Annotated in this window: 16 protein-coding genes; 15 read left to right on the top strand and 1 reads right to left on the bottom strand. The window is 45.4% G+C overall.

Annotated features, from left to right (window positions below; all coding sequences use genetic code 11):
- Position 1: 1 nt before the first annotated feature.
- The 15 genes from rsgA to ftsZ all read left to right on the top strand — a co-directional run bounded on the left by rsgA (position 2) and on the right by ftsZ (position 17218).
- Entirely contained in the window at positions 2 to 880 is an 879-nt protein-coding gene (gene rsgA / locus DWX28_RS05445) for a ribosome small subunit-dependent GTPase A (RefSeq protein WP_022215345.1), read from the top strand.
- The gene (gene rpe / locus DWX28_RS05440) at positions 881 to 1555 is read left to right on the top strand and encodes a ribulose-phosphate 3-epimerase (RefSeq protein ID WP_118252087.1); all 675 of its coding nucleotides are present in this window, start codon (positions 881 to 883) and stop codon (positions 1553 to 1555) included.
- Positions 1556 to 1563: 8 nt separating this feature from the next.
- Positions 1564 to 2223: a thiamine diphosphokinase gene (locus tag DWX28_RS05435; protein ID WP_118252086.1), complete on the top strand. Its 660-nt coding sequence runs from the start codon at positions 1564 to 1566 to the stop codon at positions 2221 to 2223.
- Positions 2224 to 2305: 82 nt separating this feature from the next.
- Complete coding sequence (gene ychF, locus DWX28_RS05430; RefSeq protein ID WP_118252085.1) at positions 2306 to 3403, top strand: redox-regulated ATPase YchF; 1098 nt, start codon at positions 2306 to 2308, stop codon at positions 3401 to 3403.
- Positions 3404 to 3415: 12 nt separating this feature from the next.
- Complete coding sequence (locus DWX28_RS05425) at positions 3416 to 4501, top strand: prolipoprotein diacylglyceryl transferase (RefSeq protein ID WP_022215341.1); 1086 nt, start codon at positions 3416 to 3418, stop codon at positions 4499 to 4501.
- A 254-nt stretch (positions 4502 to 4755) separates the two neighbouring features.
- Complete coding sequence (mraZ, locus tag DWX28_RS05420; protein WP_022215340.1) at positions 4756 to 5187, top strand: division/cell wall cluster transcriptional repressor MraZ; 432 nt, start codon at positions 4756 to 4758, stop codon at positions 5185 to 5187.
- Positions 5188 to 5222: 35 nt separating this feature from the next.
- On the top strand, positions 5223 to 6167 hold the full coding sequence (gene rsmH, locus DWX28_RS05415) for a 16S rRNA (cytosine(1402)-N(4))-methyltransferase RsmH (protein ID WP_022215339.1): 945 nt from the start codon (positions 5223 to 5225) through the stop codon (positions 6165 to 6167).
- 29 nt (positions 6168 to 6196) lie between these two features.
- Positions 6197 to 6760: a cell division protein FtsL gene (locus tag DWX28_RS05410; protein ID WP_022215338.1), complete on the top strand. Its 564-nt coding sequence runs from the start codon at positions 6197 to 6199 to the stop codon at positions 6758 to 6760.
- Positions 6761 to 6764: 4 nt separating this feature from the next.
- Positions 6765 to 9029, top strand: a complete 2265-nt coding sequence (locus tag DWX28_RS05405; RefSeq protein WP_243002347.1) for a peptidoglycan D,D-transpeptidase FtsI family protein — start codon at positions 6765 to 6767, stop codon at positions 9027 to 9029.
- A 65-nt stretch (positions 9030 to 9094) separates the two neighbouring features.
- Entirely contained in the window at positions 9095 to 10834 is a 1740-nt protein-coding gene (locus DWX28_RS05400; RefSeq protein ID WP_022215336.1) for a peptidoglycan D,D-transpeptidase FtsI family protein, read from the top strand.
- A gap of 84 nt (positions 10835 to 10918) precedes the next feature.
- Complete coding sequence (gene mraY / locus DWX28_RS05395) at positions 10919 to 11875, top strand: phospho-N-acetylmuramoyl-pentapeptide-transferase (RefSeq protein WP_022215335.1); 957 nt, start codon at positions 10919 to 10921, stop codon at positions 11873 to 11875.
- A gap of 34 nt (positions 11876 to 11909) precedes the next feature.
- A complete protein-coding gene (gene murD, locus DWX28_RS05390) occupies positions 11910 to 13268 on the top strand; it encodes a UDP-N-acetylmuramoyl-L-alanine--D-glutamate ligase (RefSeq protein WP_022215334.1) in 1359 nt (452 codons plus the stop codon).
- A 165-nt stretch (positions 13269 to 13433) separates the two neighbouring features.
- Positions 13434 to 14729, top strand: a complete 1296-nt coding sequence (murA, locus tag DWX28_RS05385) for a UDP-N-acetylglucosamine 1-carboxyvinyltransferase (protein ID WP_334294784.1) — start codon at positions 13434 to 13436, stop codon at positions 14727 to 14729.
- Positions 14707 to 15906, top strand: coding sequence for a cell division protein FtsQ/DivIB (locus DWX28_RS05380; protein ID WP_022215332.1), 1200 nt, complete (start codon positions 14707 to 14709; stop codon positions 15904 to 15906). The genes murA and DWX28_RS05380 overlap by 23 nt, the downstream gene beginning before the upstream one ends.
- Positions 15907 to 16054: 148 nt before the next feature.
- Positions 16055 to 17218 carry a cell division protein FtsZ gene (gene ftsZ, locus DWX28_RS05375; protein ID WP_118252128.1) on the top strand — a complete coding sequence of 388 codons (1164 nt, stop codon included), beginning with the start codon at positions 16055 to 16057 and terminating at the stop codon, positions 17216 to 17218.
- Between the two features lie 77 nt (positions 17219 to 17295).
- Here the strand turns inward: ftsZ and DWX28_RS05370 are convergent, their stop codons facing one another.
- Positions 17296 to 17622: a DUF1540 domain-containing protein gene (locus tag DWX28_RS05370; protein ID WP_118252083.1), complete on the bottom strand. Its 327-nt coding sequence runs from the start codon at positions 17620 to 17622 to the stop codon at positions 17296 to 17298.
- Positions 17623 to 17850 lie beyond the last annotated feature (228 nt).

The raw sequence follows: 17850 nt of genomic DNA, 5'->3' as shown, positions 1-17850 counted from the left end.
CATGCAGGGTAAAATTATCAAAGGAATTGCCGGGTTTTATTATGTTTACGGAGAGAACGAAGTGCTTTATGAATGTAAAGCCAAGGGTATTTTCCGAAAGGATAATCAGAAACCGCTGGTTGGTGATAATGTAGAGATTACAGTATTGAATGAACAGGAACGGGAGGGGAACCTGACCAGGATCCTCCCCCGCAAAAATTCCCTGATCCGCCCGGCAGTTGCCAATGTAGATCAGGCATTTGTGATTTTTGCAATGGACAATCCAAAGCCGAATTTCATGCTGCTGGACCGTTTCCTGATCATGATGGAACAGGCAGACATTCCGGCAGTCATATGCTTTAACAAAAAAGATCTTGCAACAGAAAAGGAAACACAGGAGCTTTATCAGACCTACCAAAGCTGTGGATATCAGGTTCTTCTCACCAGCGCACTGGAGGAGGAGGGTATTGACGAGATTCACAGAATCCTCAAAGGTAAAACAACGGTCGTGGCAGGACCTTCCGGCGTTGGCAAGTCATCTCTGACGAATCTTCTCCAGGCAGAAGTTCAGATGGAGACAGGTGAGATCAGCCGGAAACTCAAACGAGGAAAGCATACGACCAGACATTCACAGGTTATCCCGGTAGGAGAGAATACATTTCTTATGGATACGCCGGGATTTTCTTCCCTGTATCTTATGGATATGGAAGAACAGGAACTCAAGGACTATTTTCCGGAGTTTCGCAAGTATGATGACCAGTGCCGTTTTCAGGGCTGTCGTCATATCCACGAACCGGGATGCAGAGTAAAGGAAGCTCTTGAACAGGGCGAGATCAGCAGGATCCGGTACGAAGATTATCTTAATTTATATGAAGAATTGAAAGAGAAAAGGAGATATTAAATGGAATATCAGTTGTGCCCGTCTATTTTATCAGCGGATTTTAACCGTCTGGGCGAACAGATTCAGACATTGGAGAAACAGGGAGTGAAATGGCTTCATATTGATGTTATGGACGGAGATTTTGTACCGAGTATTTCTTTTGGAATGCCGGTGATCCGCTCTATCCGCAAAGAATCAAAGATGTTTTTTGATGTACACCTTATGGTAAGCGCACCGGAACGTTATATTCAGGATTTTGTAGACTGCGGCGCGGATTCTATTACCATTCATGCAGAGGCGTGCGAGGATCTGGAACGTGCGATCGAACTGATTCGTGATGCAGGTGTCAAAGTTGGTATTTCCATCAAACCGGCGACCCCGATCAATGACATCAGCCATCTCCTGGAAGATGTGGATATGGTACTTGTCATGACGGTTCAGCCTGGATTTGGCGGACAGAAGTATATTCCGGAATGTACAGAAAAGGTTCAGGAACTCAAAGAGATCATAGACAGAGAAGAACTGAATGTAGACATTCAGGTAGATGGAGGAATCAATGATTCTACTATGGAAACCGCAATGCGTGCAGGTGCAAACTTTCTTGTTGCAGGTTCTTACGTGTTTAATGGTGATCTTGAATCAAATGTACAGAGAATCCAGCAGAAGATGCAGGATATCAGCGAAAAGTTAAATTGAGGCATAATATGAAAGATACGATCATCGTAAGCGGGGGCAATATCCATAAAGATTTTGCCCTCGATTTTTTGAAAAAAAACAAAACAGAGAATACCTGTCTGATCGCAGCAGACCGTGGCGTGGAATTCTTTATGGGAACAGATCTGGAACCGGATGTGGCAGTGGGAGACTTTGACAGTCTTTCTGCGGAGGGTGCGAAATATATGGAAACTCTCAAACATACGGAAATTCGCAGACTGAAGCCAGAGAAGGACGATTCCGACACACAGTCAGCAGCAAATTATGCGATCGAACAGGGAACAGAACGTATTATGATCCTGGGGGCGACAGGAAACCGCATCGATCATCTGATGGCAAATTTCGGTCTTCTGATGCTCGGAAAAACAAAACAGGTACAGATCGTTCTTGTTGACGCATACAACTATATGAGTCTGATCGAGAGCGGAATGATCCTTAAGAAAGAAGAGCAGTTCGGGAAATATGTCTCTTTCTTCCCGATCGAAGGAGAGGTTACAGGACTGACTCTGAAAGGCTTCAAATATCCTCTGAACAGCTATACTCTCAAAGTTGAGGACAGCGGTCTGACTGTCAGCAATGAGATCTCAGATCCTGAAGCAGAAGTCACCTTTGAAACAGGAAAACTTCTCATGATCATGTCAAGAGACTAAACGATAGACTTTTTATGACACGTGTGCTAAAATTAAGCAGAAAAATGCAATCAAATAAATAACGGAATGGAGAAATAGAGCAATGAAACTTGGAATCGTTGGATTACCGAACGTAGGTAAGAGTACATTATTTAACTCACTGACAAAAGCAGGTGCAGAATCAGCAAACTATCCTTTCTGTACCATCGACCCGAATGTGGGCGTTGTTACTGTACCGGATGAGAGACTGAAACTTCTGGGAGATTTTTATCACTCCAAGAAAGTAACTCCGGCAGTCATTGAATTCGTTGATATCGCAGGTCTTGTAAAGGGCGCATCCAAAGGTGAGGGACTTGGAAACCAGTTCCTTGCAAACATCCGTGAAGTAGATGCGATCGTTCACGTAGTACGCTGCTTTGAGGATCCGAACGTCATCCACGTAGATGGAAGCATCGATCCGCTCAGAGATATCGAGACCATCAACCTTGAGCTGATCTTCTCTGATATCGAGATCCTTGAGAGAAGAATTGCCAAAGTCACCAAGACAGCACGTATGGACAAAGAAGCTGCCAAAGAACTTGATTTCCTCCAGAAAGTCAAAGCACATCTTGAGGATGGACAGATGGCAATCACAATGGAACTGGAATCTGAGGATGAGGAAGCATGGATGGGAACTTATAATCTCCTCACCTGGAAACCGGTGGTCTACGCTGCAAACGTAAGCGAGGATGATCTTGCGGATGATGGAGCATCTAACGAGCATGTACAGGCTGTACGTAAATATGCAGCCGAGCAGAAGAGCGAAGTATTCGTGATCTGTGCAGAGATCGAAGAAGAAATCTCCGAGCTCGATGACGATGAGAAAAAAATGTTCCTCGAGGATCTGGGACTTAAGGAATCTGGTCTTGAGAAACTGGTAAGAGCAAGTTACAGCCTCCTGGGACTCATGAGTTTCCTTACATCAGGAGAGGATGAGACACGTGCATGGACGATCAAGATCGGAACCAAGGCTCCACAGGCAGCAGGTAAGATCCACACAGACTTTGAGCGTGGATTTATCAAGGCAGAGGTTGTTAATTACAAAGATCTTCTCGACTGCGGTTCTTATGCAGGTGCAAGAGAAAAGGGACTTGTCCGCATGGAAGGAAAAGAATATATTGTTCAGGATGGAGATGTAATTCTGTTCAGATTTAACGTATAATGAAGGTGTTTTATGAATATGTCGATTCGTTTTCCACATCTGGGCATTGACCTTGGATATGTGGGTAAAACTGTTTCGGTTTTTGGATTTGAGCTCACGATATATGGAATCCTTGTGATGGCAGGAATGCTTCTTGGACTTACTGTCGTTGTATTACAGGCAAAACGACAGAATCAGGATCAGAATCTTTATCTGGAAGCACTGATTCCAGGAGTAGTGTTCGGCGTAATCTGTGCCAGAGCATGCTATATAGCACTGAACTGGAAACTTTTTGCAGATGAACCGACACGTGCTCTCTGGGATCTGCGTACAGGTGGATTATCCTTTTATGGCGGATTTGCAGGCGGGGTGATTGCTCTGGCTGTTTTCTGCAAAATCAGGAAACTGTCATTTGGAAGGATGGCAGATACGCTCAGTATCGGCCTGGTATCCAGTCAGATGATCGGAACCTGGGGGAATTTTTTTAGCAGAGAATTTATCGGAACATCTACGGACAGCATTTTTGCGATGCAGATTCCGGTAGAGACAGTCGGGAGCATGGAACTGACATCAGAGATGCAGAAACATCTGGTCAAAGCCGGAGATGTTTCCTGGGTTCAGGTACATCCTCTCTGGTTTTATGAGAGCCTGTGGTGTCTGCTTCTTCTGGTTATTCTTCTTGCCTATACGAAGCGCAAGAAATTTCAGGGTGAGATTTTCATGAGATATCTGGCAGGGTATGCTCTGGGAAATGCGGGAATTGAATGGCTTCGGTCGGGCAGACCATATATCCCAGGTACGCATCTCCCTGTTCTTATTCCGATTTTACTTGGCATTTTTGTGATTTTCAGTATTGTTGCAACAGTTCGCCGTATTCTTTCAAAGAAACGTGAGAAGTTTCAGAAACGCAGGATGGAGGAACGGTATGCATCCGAAGAAAAGTCGTCACGCGGTTATCAGAATATGCAGAGTTTTGAGGATGTCAGTGATGAATTTCGGGGGATTTTTTCAGAAACAGGAGAGTCAACGTCTGAAACAGAGCCAGATATTACAGAAAAATCAGACGAATTACCGAAACCGATTTCAGATTCCGGACAAACAGAAGACGAGATAAAATAACAGAATTTAAAGGGAAGATTTTTCTACGGGAAGTGGGAAAATCTTCCCTTTTTTCAGGGCAGAAAAGAGCCTTATCTGCACCAAAAAAACTCAGATTCCCACTTGTAATTTAACAGTAAATGGGTTAGAATAATTTCATAAGTGGTAGAAAGTGGTGAATAGTGGTGGGGAATGGAGGGAATGTGGCAGACCTGACAGCTCCACCTGAAATGCACGAAGGGGAGAATCGTGTATTTTGAGAGCAGGTGAGTTTTATGTTCATGGGAGAATACAATCATATAATAGACGCGAAGGGGCGCCTGATTATTCCCGCCAGGTTCAGAGAACTCCTGGGAGAAGAGTTCATCCTGACAAAAGGTTTGGATGGTTGTCTTTCAATTTACCCTATGGATGCATGGGAAGCATTTGAAACAAAACTCAGAGCCTTACCACTTACAAATAAAAATGCGCGAACCTTCACACGTTTCTTTGTAGCAGGTGCCACAAACTGTGAACTGGACAGGCAGGGGAGAATTCTTGTACCTCAGACACTGAGGGAGTTTGCCGGTCTGGAGAAAGAAGTGGTACTCACAGGAAACCTGGACCGGATCGAGATCTGGAGCAAAGAAAAGTGGAGCGAGAACTGCAATTATGATGATATGGATAGTATTGCAGAAAGTATGCAGGATATGGGTATCATCATTTGAGCATTCGCCGGAAAGAAATCCAACAGGAGACGGATATGGAATTTAAACACAAATCTGTATTACTGGAAGAAACCATTGACGGCTTGAATATTAAGCCAGAAGGAATCTACGTGGATGGAACGCTGGGAGGAGCAGGGCATGCAAGTGAAGTATGCCGCAGACTTTCTGCCAAGGGGAGATTTATTGGCATAGATCAGGACCAAGATGCAATAGTTGCTGCGAGTGAAAGGCTGGCTGCCTATGAGGACAGAGTGACGATCATTCGCAGCAATTATTGTTACATGGCTAATGAAGTGCATAACCTGGGAATTCAGAAAGTCAATGGAATTGTTCTTGACCTGGGAGTTTCATCTTATCAGCTGGATAATGAGGAACGGGGCTTTACCTACAGGGTAGATGCACCTCTGGATATGAGAATGGATCAGAGACAGAGCCGTACCGCCGCTGATATTGTCAATGGTTACGAAGAGAGAGAATTGTACCGTATCATTCGTGATTACGGTGAAGATAAATTTGCAAAGAATATAGCGAAACACATTGTGGCTGCCAGACAGCAGGCACCGCTCCGCACGACCGGAGAACTGACCGAGATCATTCGCCAGTCTATCCCGATGAAGATTCAGGCAACCGGAGGACATCCGGCGAAGCGGACTTTTCAGGCAATCCGGATCGAACTGAACAGAGAACTGGATGTTCTGCGGGAGTCACTGGATGGAATGATCGACCTTCTCGATGACGGAGGCAGAATCTGTATTATCACATTCCATTCTCTGGAGGATCGTATTGTCAAGACGATCTTCCGCAAAAATGAAAATCCATGTACATGTCCGTCCGATTTCCCGGTATGTGTATGCGGCAAAAAATCCAAAGGAAAAGTTATCACCAGAAAGCCGATTCTTCCAGGTACAGCCGAGCAGGAAGAAAACCCCAGATCAAAAAGTGCAAAACTAAGGATTTTTGAGCGAAGATTTTCAGACTGAAACCAATACAGGGAGTTGAACAGGCGTAAATGGAGAGGACAAACAGGGCAGTTACAAACCGAAAAAGCAAGGTAAATGCAAGAAATGCCCGAGGAATGTATGTAGATGGAAATACAGTGAGGAGACTGCAGGAAGTACCGGCACGCAGATCGGCGGCTTCCCGTAAGCCTTCTCAGGGAAATAACAGAATTGAGACACGGACAGTGTCAGCTGGCAAGCCAAAGGTAAATCCACAGCGTCAGCGTACCAGAGAGAGGGCTGCGATGAGTATGGGGCGCGGATTTGTTGCATTTCTGGCAGTCATGAGTGTGGCAGTACTGTTCTGCTGTGTCAATTATCTTCAGCTTAAGGCTGAACTGACAGGCAAGATTAAGAATGTTGCAAGTCTCGAAACAGAATGGTCACAGCTCAAGGAAGAAAACGATGCTTATGAGAGTCAGGTGACTTCAGAGACAGATCTGAACCAGATTAAGAAGATTGCCATTGGGCGTTTGGGAATGACTTATCCTTCTGACACGCAGAAAAGAACCTACAGTGTACCAAGCAGCAGTTATGTGAGACAGTATCAGGATGTTCCTGAAAGCAAGAGGTGAGAATTTGAGCAATACCAGACCGAGGAAAACCAGAAAACCTCAAAGAAAAATTTATCATACGATGGAATTGAAGCTAGTAGGACTATTTGCAGTAGTAATACTAGCTTTAGTTTGTTTGTTAGGCAGAGTTACCTATATTAATGCCACCAGCGGAACCAAGTACAAAAAGCGGGTGCTTCTGCAGGCACAGCAGACATATCAGAGCAGTGTGCTTCCGGCAAAGAGAGGCGATATTTACGATCGAAACGGAAATATCCTTGCCACAAGCCAGAAGGTTTATACAGTGATCATGGACTGCAAAGAAGTCAATGATGAGGATCATGATTACGTAGATGCAACCGTGAATGCACTGGTAGAAGTTCTGGGACTTGACGAGGATGATATCCGCAAGAGACTTACGGATCCTGCTACAAGCTCCAGTCAGTACCAGGTCCTCAAAAAAGAAGTAACCATGGACGAAAAGAAGGCGTTCGAGGAATATGCAGATCCAGATGAGGACAGCGGCCTTTCAGAAAAAGAACTGGAAGAGCGTTCCAATGTACAGGGAATCTGGTTTGAGGAGGATTATCTGAGAGTTTATCCTTTTAATGCCCTTGCCTGTGATACGATTGGATTTACGCTTTCAAGAGAAACAGCCGATGTCGGTCTGGAGGGATATTATAACAGTACCCTGATGGGAACAGATGGGCGTAAATACGGATATATCAACAATGATTCAGATGCTGAACAGACGATCATGGAGCCTGTTTCCGGTGAAAGTATCGAAACTTCTCTGGATGTAGGCGCACAGCAGATCGTAGAGAAATATGTCAATGGTTTCAAGTCAAGCATGGGAGCCAAGAACATCGGTGTAATTGCGATGAAACCATCAACGGGAGAGATCATTGCCATGGATGGCGGTGACAGATATGATCTGAACAATCCGAGGGATATGTCTCAGGTATATTCTGAAGAAGAAATTGCCGAGCTAAAAAAGAGCGATAAGAAGACAGTAGAAGCTCTCAATGCCATGTGGAGCAATTTCTGTGTAACAGATGCATTTGAACCGGGATCAGTTGTAAAGCCGATTGTAATGTCGGGAGCCCTTGAGAAAGGCAAGATCACAGTAAACGATACGTTCAACTGCGACGGTGGAGAGACATTTGGCGCAAATGGTGATACCTACATTAAATGTGCGGTGTGGCCGGATGCACATGGAACAGAAACGCTCCGTGAAGTTATAGCGAACTCCTGTAATGATGCCATGATGCAGATTGCAGCGCGAATGGGAACAGAATCTTTCCTTAAGGCTCAGACACTGTTTAATTTCGGTTCACGAACAGGAATTGATCTTCCGAATGAGGGTTCCGGTGTTATCCATACAACTGATACCATGGGAGAGACAGAGCTTGCCTGCTCTGCATTCGGACAGGGATTTACCTGTACGATGCTTCAGGAGATCAGTGCGATGTGTTCTGTTATCAATGGTGGATATTATTATCAGCCGCATCTTGTGACTGCAATCAAGGACAGCAGCGGTGGAACGGTCAGAACAATTGACCCTGTGCTTCTCAAGCAGACAATCTCTTCTGATATTTCGGCAAATATCAGATCCTACATGCAGGCCAGTGTACAGGAAGGTACCAGCCGTACATCGAAGGTGCAGGGATACAGCTCAGGCGGTAAGACCGGTACAGCGGAGAAACTTCCACGAGGAAACAAGAAGTATATCGTTTCTTTTATTACTTTTGCACCGGTTGATGATCCGCAGGTGCTTCTGTATGTAGTTGTCGATGAGCCGAATGCAGAGGAACAGGCAGACAGTAAATATCCTCAGTACATTGCACAGGGAATTCTGTCAGAACTTCTTCCGTATCTGAATGTTACACCGGATGAATCCGAGGACGGTACTATTCCGAAGACAGAACTCTGGGAGGGATTCAAAGGAAATCTTGTGGACGTATCCGGAAGCAGCGTGGATGCAAGTGGAAATCTCACAGATGGAAATGGAAACCTTGTAGATCTGGATGGCAACAGGATCGATGAGAGTGGTTATCTCCTTCAGGACAACGGAGAATATGTTACAGATGAGAACGGACAGTATGTGAAGTCACAGAATCTGGGAACTACTACTATTGCGAGCAGTTCTGAACAGACGGATAATACTCTCAAGGAAGCAATTTCCGATGAGAATGTTCCGGGACCGCCGGAAGACAATGAGGAAGATACCATGCAGGACAACGACATGGAGAGCGAAGGACTTACCAACGAAGAAGCAGGACTGGATTAAAGCGCAGTGATTCCCTTCGGGGGCTGGACATATAATGATATGACAGCCTCCGGAGGGATTTTTTTATGAAAAAAAACAGGACTTTTCATAAACGCAAAGTCTGGACCGTTTTTCTTTTATGTGCAGCAATGATGCTTGGGCTGGCAGGACGGCTTGTGTATCTGATGGGGTTTCGGTCGGATTATTATTACCAGAAAGCACAGGATCTCCATGAGAGAGAACGTTCCATCAAGGCGGCAAGGGGAAAAATCCTGGACGCCAGAGGAAAAGTTCTTGCCTCGAATAAAACGGTCTGTACGGTATCTGTTATCCATAGCCAGATAAAAGAACCGGAGAAAATCATTTCTTTGTTGTCGCAGAAACTGGAACTGTCAGAAGAAAGCATCCGAAAAAAAGTAGAAAAAGTATCTTCTATAGAAAGAATAAAGACAAATGTCGACAAAGCTGTGGGAGATGAGATTCGAAAGACAGGACTTTCCGGTGTGAAAGTGGATGAAGACTACAAAAGATATTATCCATATCACTCACTTGCTTCCAAAGTTCTGGGATTCACAGGGGCAGACAACCAGGGGATCATCGGACTTGAGGTTCAATATGAAGAGATTTTGAGCGGTGAAGCAGGAAAAATTCTCACAACGACGGATGCCAGAGGAATCGAACTGGATGGAATCGGAGAAAGCCGGGAAGAACCAGAAGCAGGCAACACACTTCGTACCAGCCTGGATATCAGCATTCAGGAATATGTCCAGCAGGCGGCAAAGAAAGTTATGGAAGAGAAAGAAGCGGAGAGAGTGTCCATTCTTCTTATGAATCCCCAGAATGGAGAAATCTATGCCTGTGTGAATGTACCGGAATTCGACCTAAACCAGCCGTTTACCCTGAATACAGAAGTGGATACCTCAGGGTTAAGTTCCGAGAAGAAGCAGGAACTTCTGAATCAGATGTGGAGAAATCCCTGTCTGAATGATACTTATGAACCGGGGTCAACTTTCAAGATCATAACGATGGCGGCGGGACTTGAAGAGGGAGTTGTGAGCATGGAAGACCGTTTTTACTGTCCGGGCTACAAACTGGTAGATGACAGGAGAATTCACTGTGCAAACAGAAGAGGACATGGCTCCCAGAATTTTGTTGAAGGAGCGCAGAATTCCTGTAATCCGGTATTTATTGAAGTAGGGTTGCGGCTCGGCGTGGAAAAATATTATAAATATTTCCGAAAATTTGGACTTCTGGAAAAAACGGGTATTGACCTTCCGGGAGAGGCAGGTACGATCATGCATCAGGCAAAAAATATGGGAAATGTAGAACTGGCAACTGTTTCGTTCGGGCAGTCTTTTCAGATCACACCGATCCAGCTTGCAACGACAGTAAGTTCCCTGATAAACGGTGGGAGAAGAATTACGCCGCATTTTGGAGTAGCGGTGGAAGATGAAAACGGAGAAGTCATTCAGGAACTGGAATATCCGGTAAAGACAGGGGTCCTTTCGGAAGAAACTTCCGAGAAAATCCGTTATATTCTGGAAAAAGTTGTCTCGCAGGGATCTGGCAAAAATGCTGCGATCGAAGGTTATACGATCGGGGGAAAGACAGCGACTTCACAGACACTTCCGAGAAGTGCAAACCGTTATATCTCCTCTTTTCTTGGATTTGCACCTGCTGAGAATCCCCAGGTACTGGCACTGTGTATTATCCACGACCCCAAAGGCATTTACTATGGCGGAACGATCGCAGCGCCGGTCGTGCGGACGATCTTTGAAAACGTTCTTCCATATATGGGGATAAATGGAAGGAATCAGGAAGAGTGAAGCGTAACATAGGGTTGCGAAATACGCCAAAAAGCCTTATAATCAAACATGACAAAAAACAAAAGAATGATAAGAGGTGTGAGGATGAATTATCAAGTTGTAATCCCTGTACTGATCTCCTTTGTGATCAGTGTGATCTTGGGACCGATCATCATCCCGTTTCTGAGAAAACTCAAGATGGGACAGACAGAACGTGTGGAAGGTGTGCAGTCGCACCTGAAGAAAGCGGGTACCCCTACCATGGGAGGTATCATTTTTCTGATAGCTACTGTTGTAACATCCCTGTTCTACGTAAAAGATTACCCGAAGGTGATCCCGGTAGTGTTTCTGACACTGGGATTTGGTATCATCGGATTTCTGGATGACTACCTCAAGGTAGTTCTGAGACGTTCTGACGGTCTTCTTCCATGGCAGAAATTTTCTCTGCAGGTGGTCGTAACCGCAGTGTTTACTTATTACCTTGTAAACTATACAGACGTAAACCTGTCAATGCGTATTCCGTTCTGGACCGATCATTATCTGAATATCGGATGGCTGGCGATCCCGGTACTTTTCTTTGCCGTGATCGGAACGGTAAACGGTGTAAACTTTACCGACGGTCTGGACGGACTGGCATCCAGCGTGACACTGATCGTTGCAGTATTCTTTACTGTTGTTTCTATCGGAACAAAGAGTGGAATTGAGCCGATCACCTGTGCAGTTGTGGGTGGACTGATGGGATTTTTACTGTTCAATGTATATCCGGCGAAGGTGTTCATGGGAGATACAGGATCTCTGGCACTCGGAGGATTTGTTGCAGGAGCTGCATACATGATGCAGATGCCATTGTTTATCCTTCTGGTAGGACTGATCTATCTGGTAGAGGTACTGTCCGTTATCATCCAGGTAACTTACTTCAAGAAAACACATGGAAAACGTATTTTTAAGATGGCACCGATCCACCATCATTTTGAATTATGTGGATGGTCAGAAACAAGAGTTGTAGCCGTATTTTCTATCATAACAGCAGTTATGTGTCTGATTGCACTTCTCGCTCTGTGATCCGCATAACGACAGTTTGCAGGAGGAAACAAAAATGAATTTACAGGGAAAAAGAGTACTTGTCTTTGGAACAGGCAAAAGCGGCATCGGAGCTGCAGATCTTCTGGAAGAGACAGGAGCTCATGTGATCCTTTTTGACGGAAACGAAAAAACAGACAAGGATGCGGTTCTGACGAAAGTATCTCACGCAGAGGATGCCTCTGTTTATGCCGGTGAGCTTCCTAAGGAAGTTCTGGAAAGTCTTGATCTGGTTATACTGAGCCCGGGAGTACCGACAGATATTCCGATCGTGAAGAAATTTTATGAGATGGGACTTCCGGTATGGGGAGAAGTAGAACTGGCTTACCGTACCAGCAAGGGAAGGGTACTCGCAATCACCGGAACAAATGGCAAAACAACCACAACAGCCCTTCTTGGCAAGATCATGAGTGATGCAGAGGACTCTGTCTTTGTAGTGGGAAACATTGGAACTCCATACACTTCCAAAGCACTGGAAATGAAAGAGAATTCCACAACAGTAGCGGAGATCAGCAGTTTCCAGCTGGAGACGATCGAAGAATTTGCACCACAGGTCAGTGCGATCCTCAACATCACAGAGGACCATCTGAACCGTCACCATACAATGGAGGAATATATCCGCGTCAAGGAACTTATCGTCAAAAACCAGAAACCAGAGAACTACTGTGTCCTGAATTATGAGGATCCGGTACTTCGCGAATTTGGCCAGCATATCGTTCCGAAGACTGTTTATTTCTCAAGCGTAAGGAAACTTGACGAGGGAATTTATCTGGACGGAGATCTGATCGTACTCAAGACCGCAGAAGCGGAGATTCCGTTCGTACATACAGGAGAACTGAAACTTCTGGGACAGCATAACTTTGAGAATGTGATGGCAGCAGTTGCAATGGCATACTATGCAGGCGTGTCTGTAGAGAGTATCCGTAAGAGCATCTGTGAGTTTACAGCAGTAGAACACAGAATTGAATATGTCACAGAGAAAAATGGTGTCGCTTATTACAACGATTCCAAGGGAACCAACCCGGATGCTGCGATCAAGGGCATCCAGGCGATGAACCGTCCGACCCTTCTGATCGGCGGCGGTTATGACAAAGGCTCCAGCTACGATGAATGGCTGAATGCTTTTGACGGCAAAGTGCGTTATCTTGTACTGATCGGACAGACAAGAGAGAAGATCAAAGAAGCGGCAGAGCGTCTTGGCGTATGCCCGAACATTGTTCTCTGCGAGGACCTCAAGGAAGCAGTAGAGTTCTGTGCACAGAAAGCGGAAGCAGGAGATGCAGTCCTTCTTTCACCTGCATGTGCAAGCTGGGGACAGTTTGACAATTATGAGCAGCGAGGAGATATGTTCAAAGAATACGTAAAGGCTCTTTGATTTTTGGGATTTTTCACAACACTATATAATATAGAAGAAACAGGAAAGTCAGATTTGAACAAAAAGTTCAGATCTGGCTTTTGTATTGTGTGGATTTTGTGGACAGAACAGAGAATCACAGAAAAAAGTTTTTGACATATAATAAAAGTAAGATGCCCTTTGGGAGTGAACCGATTGGATAAAATTCACATAGCAGGGGGAACACCCCTCCATGGAACCATCCGTATCCAGGGTTCCAAAAACGCTGCCCTTCCAATGATGGCGGCGGCACTTCTTTATCCGGGGGTCAGTATACTCAGAAACTGTCCGAAAATCGCAGATGTATTCTGCATGGAAGAAATCCTCTGTGCACTTGGTGCAGATACCTGGTGGCAGGAACATGACCTTTACCTGGACTGCACAAAAGCGGATAAAATGGAGATATCAGGGATTTACACAGAAAAAATGAGGTCTTCAGTCATACTTCTGGGTGTATTGCTTGGAAGATATGGGAAGGCATCCATGGGGTATCCCGGCGGCTGTGTGATTGGAAAAAGACCGGTGGATCTTCATCTGTATGCGTTGCGGGAATTCGGTGTATGTATAGAAGAAAAGAAAGAGTTTCTGGAAGCAGAATGCCGGAAGCTGAAAGGCTGCGAGATCTTTTTTGCAGGGAGTAGTGTGGGCGCGACAGAACAGGCGGTTCTGACCGCTGCTTCGGCAGAGGGAAAAACAAGAATCCATAACTGTGCAAAAGAGCCCGAAATTATCTGGCTCTGCAGATTCCTGAAAAGAATGGGAATAAAGATCCAGGGAGAAGGAACAGAAAAAATCCTGGTTGAAGGCGGCGCACCGGTGAAGGGCGGAGATATGCAGGTTCCACCTGACCGGATCGTGGCAGGAACCTATCTGTGTGCTTCCGCAGCCACCAGAGGAAAGATTGAGATTGAGAATCCTCCGGAGGGAGAGCTTACAGCTTTCCTCGAAGTATATCGCAAAATGGGTGGACAATATGAATGGAACAGTGGTAAACTAGTAGCGGACAGCCGCCGGGTGCGTTTTCCTGTCCCTCTGACAGAGACCGCTGTATATCCGGGATTTCCTACAGATCTGCAGTCGCCTCTGATGGCAGTGTTTGCGACGATTCCGGGAGAGAGCTGCATACAGGAATCTGTTTTTGAAGACCGTTTCAAAATAGCAGAAGAACTTAACCGGATGGGTGCAGAGATAAAGATACAGGGGAAGAAAGCATGGATCCGCGGAAGTTTTTGCCTTAAAGGCACCAAGGTACGTGCACAGGAACTCCGAGGGGGAGCGGCACTTGTAATTGCGGCACTTGCGGCAAAGGGTGAGTCCATTGTAGAAGGATATTCATTTATCCACCGGGGTTACGAGGATATAAGCCAGGATATTTCAAGGCTTGGCGGCAAAATCAAGAAGGATACAGGAACTACGATATATGAAGACATCCAGCAATATTAGTACACGAAAACTGGTTATAGGCAGTGTGGCTGTTGTGGTTTTGGCTGCCGCTGTTTTTTTCTTTACTTTTTTTCAAGTAAAAACAGTAGAAGTTATAGGAAATGACCATTATACAGAGGATGAACTGAAAGAAAAAATCCTTAAAGGCTCAATGACATCCAATGCCATTCTTGCACCGCTGTTTTATTCCAAGAATGCGGCAGAAGAACTTCCGTATATTGAGAGTTTTAATGTCAGACGTTCCGGCAGGAACAAACTGATCATCAGCGTCAAAGAAAAAAGCGTTGTAGGATGCATTCCTTATCTGGACAGCTATGTTTACTTTGACAGTAATGGATATTTTGTGGAGGGCAGCAAGACAAGAGATACGAAAGTTGCCTTTTTTGACGGCATCCAGCCGAAGAAGGTCGTGATGGAGGAGAAACTTCCCATCAAGGAGACGGTTCTGAATACAGCAGTTGCCCTTTCTACGATCTTTGCCAAGAATGATATGGTTCCGGATCATATTATGTTTGATGACAGCTATGAAATCAGCCTTCTGTATGGCGATATCACTGTACAGCTTGGAAAGGATGAATATCTGGAGGACAAAATGACCAGGGCAATCGCCATTCTTCCACAGCTTGAGGGACAGAAGGGGATTCTGCACATGGAAAATATTTCCCGTAATTCAAAGACTGTGACATTTGAGGCAGAGGAAGTGGAGATCACAGCCGAGAACTGGAATGGCGGCTACGACGAGAATGGTGACTATACCGGCGATGGCGAATATGATGAAAATGGCGATTATGTAGGACCAAAACCGGCAACAGCACTGGACACTGCAACTGAGAGATGGGTAGGCGGCTACGATGAAGAAGGCGACTATACCGGCAGTGGTGAGTATGATGCTGATCTGAATTATGTCGGCCCTGCACCGACACAGGAACTTCTGGACAGTTTTGGAGACTGGATCGGCGGTTATAACGAATCAGGAGGATTTGACGGAGTCGGTGAATACGATGCCGATGGAAATTATGTAGGAGCAAATCCGAATACATCTGATGATACAGAAAACACATCAGACACTTCCGGGGAGGAAGATTCTTACGATGAAAGCACCGAAAGTGACCAGGAATACGACTCTGAGAGCGATTATTCGGACGAAGAAGAGGGCTATTACGATGAAGAAGGATAACTCTTTGATGGCGAAGAATCGTGAAAAAAGTATAAAAAAACAAAAATAGTAGTTGATTAATTCAAGAAAAAAATATATGATATATCTATATGTAGCTTGATATGACAATATCAGGAAGATAAAAGGAGGAAGTACATTGTTAGAGATTATGTCAAATGAGGCCGAGTCTTCAGCCAAGATTATTGTAATCGGCGTAGGCGGAGCTGGAAATAATGCAGTAAACAGAATGGTGGAAGAGGCTATCGGAGGAGTAGAGTTTGTTGGTGTAAATACTGATAAACAGGCCCTGACACTTTGCAAAGCTCCAACAGTACTTCAGATTGGTGAAAAGATTACGAAGGGCCTTGGCGCCGGCGCACAGCCGGAAGTTGGCCAGAAGGCTGCTGAGGAGAGCATAGAAGAAGTTAAACAGTTAATGGAAGGCGCAGACATGGTATTTGTTACCTGTGGTATGGGCGGCGGCACTGGTACAGGTGCAGCACCGGTCATCGCAGCAGCAGCCAAGGAAATGGGAATCCTGACCGTCGGCGTTGTTACGAAGCCTTTCCGTTTCGAAGCAAAAACACGTATGAACAATGCTCTGTCCGGAATCGAAAATCTGAAGAAAGCTGTTGACACACTGATTGTCATTCCGAATGACAAGCTGTTAGAGATCGTAGATCGCCGTACAACCATGCCGGAAGCTCTCCGCAAAGCAGATGAAGTTCTCCAGCAGGCAGTACAGGGCATCACAGACCTGATCAACCTCCCGGCTCTTATCAACCTGGACTTCGCAGATGTTCAGACTGTTATGAGAGACAAGGGAATCGCTCATATCGGAATCGGAGAAGCAAGAGGAGACGACAAAGCGATGGAGGCAGTACAGCAGGCGGTATCCTCCCCGCTTCTGGAGACAACCATCAAGGGTGCAACTCATGTGATCATCAATATTTCCGGAGATATCTCTCTCATGGATGCAAACGACGCAGCAAGCTACGTACAGGAGCTCACAGGAGAGGATTCCAATATCATCTTTGGTGCTATGTACGATGACTCCGTTGCAGATTACGCAAGAATCACAGTGATCGCAACAGGACTTTCCGATCTGGAAGCAAAATCCACACCGTTTGGAAACAGGAGCAGTGCATCACCGTTCAGTGTCCGCAAACCTGCAGCAGCATCAACAACAACTGCCCAGTCACAGCCGACAATGAGCATGCCAAGCTTCAACCTGCCGAACATGCAGTCAGCTCCGTCATTCAATACCAAGGTGCCGACAAGCACTGTTCAGAAGAAGGACATCCAGATCCCGGATTTCCTCAGAAACAGATAAGAATCAGAACATACAAAAGACGCTGTGTTTCCACAGCGTCTTGTTTTGTTTTTAGGAATGAGGGCAGTTAAGAGAAATCAGCATTTGCAGGAGAAGGTACTGCATTTTGTCTCGTTGCATCCTTCTGTGCTGCATCCGGAGACATCAATAGCGGAGGCGGTACATTTGCAGTGTTCGTTGTAGGTACATTCCTGGGCTTTGCAGTCGATGTTGATCTTTTCGCAGCCGCAGTGGTGAGCTTCGCTGTTCATGGCAGCACCGGAAGCACTGCGTTCACGGAAACTTCCGCAGTTTGTTTCATCTGCATTGCGTGCACCTGCACCGGTAATCTCGATATCACCTCTGGAACAGAGTTCGTTTTCGTTGTACATACATTTGGTTGCAGAACATTTGAGAATTGTCATAGTTCGTTCCTCCATGATTGATTTTTTTGCGGGACGTATGTCCGTATTCTAGTATTCGCAAAAAAAATTAAAATATACAAAAAAACTTCTTGACTTTCTCAGGAAGGAATAGTATATTGTTAAAGTACGTAAAGAAAACAAAGCAGAGTTTCACTCTCACCTCAGCACAGAGATTGTGTCTCAGGTTTATATGCAGAGATAGATAGCAGAATCTTCCTGGATTCTGGA

This window comes from Blautia sp. AF19-10LB (assembly GCF_003461245.1).
Classification (GTDB): Bacteria; Bacillota; Clostridia; order Lachnospirales; family Lachnospiraceae; genus Blautia_A; species Blautia_A intestinihominis.
This window is presented reverse-complemented; position numbering and strand designations above follow the sequence as displayed.

Bases quoted from the DNA above. Each gene is read 5' to 3' on its own strand.
- mraY (WP_022215335.1), top strand. From the start codon at position 10,919: ATGAATTATCAAGTTGTAATCCCTGTACTGATCTCCTTTGTGATCAGT.
- DWX28_RS05380 (WP_022215332.1), top strand. From the start codon at position 14,707: ATGAAGACATCCAGCAATATTAGTACACGAAAACTGGTTATAGGCAGT.
- ftsZ (WP_118252128.1), top strand. From the start codon at position 16,055: ATGTCAAATGAGGCCGAGTCTTCAGCCAAGATTATTGTAATCGGCGTA.
- mraZ (WP_022215340.1), top strand. From the start codon at position 4,756: ATGTTCATGGGAGAATACAATCATATAATAGACGCGAAGGGGCGCCTG.
- DWX28_RS05435 (WP_118252086.1), top strand. From the start codon at position 1,564: ATGAAAGATACGATCATCGTAAGCGGGGGCAATATCCATAAAGATTTT.
- rsmH (WP_022215339.1), top strand. From the start codon at position 5,223: ATGGAATTTAAACACAAATCTGTATTACTGGAAGAAACCATTGACGGC.
- rsgA (WP_022215345.1), top strand. From the start codon at position 2: ATGCAGGGTAAAATTATCAAAGGAATTGCCGGGTTTTATTATGTTTAC.
- DWX28_RS05410 (WP_022215338.1), top strand. From the start codon at position 6,197: ATGGAGAGGACAAACAGGGCAGTTACAAACCGAAAAAGCAAGGTAAAT.
- murD (WP_022215334.1), top strand. From the start codon at position 11,910: ATGAATTTACAGGGAAAAAGAGTACTTGTCTTTGGAACAGGCAAAAGC.
- DWX28_RS05370 (WP_118252083.1), bottom strand. From the start codon at position 17,622: ATGACAATTCTCAAATGTTCTGCAACCAAATGTATGTACAACGAAAAC.
- DWX28_RS05425 (WP_022215341.1), top strand. From the start codon at position 3,416: ATGAATATGTCGATTCGTTTTCCACATCTGGGCATTGACCTTGGATAT.
- rpe (WP_118252087.1), top strand. From the start codon at position 881: ATGGAATATCAGTTGTGCCCGTCTATTTTATCAGCGGATTTTAACCGT.
- DWX28_RS05400 (WP_022215336.1), top strand. From the start codon at position 9,095: ATGAAAAAAAACAGGACTTTTCATAAACGCAAAGTCTGGACCGTTTTT.
- ychF (WP_118252085.1), top strand. From the start codon at position 2,306: ATGAAACTTGGAATCGTTGGATTACCGAACGTAGGTAAGAGTACATTA.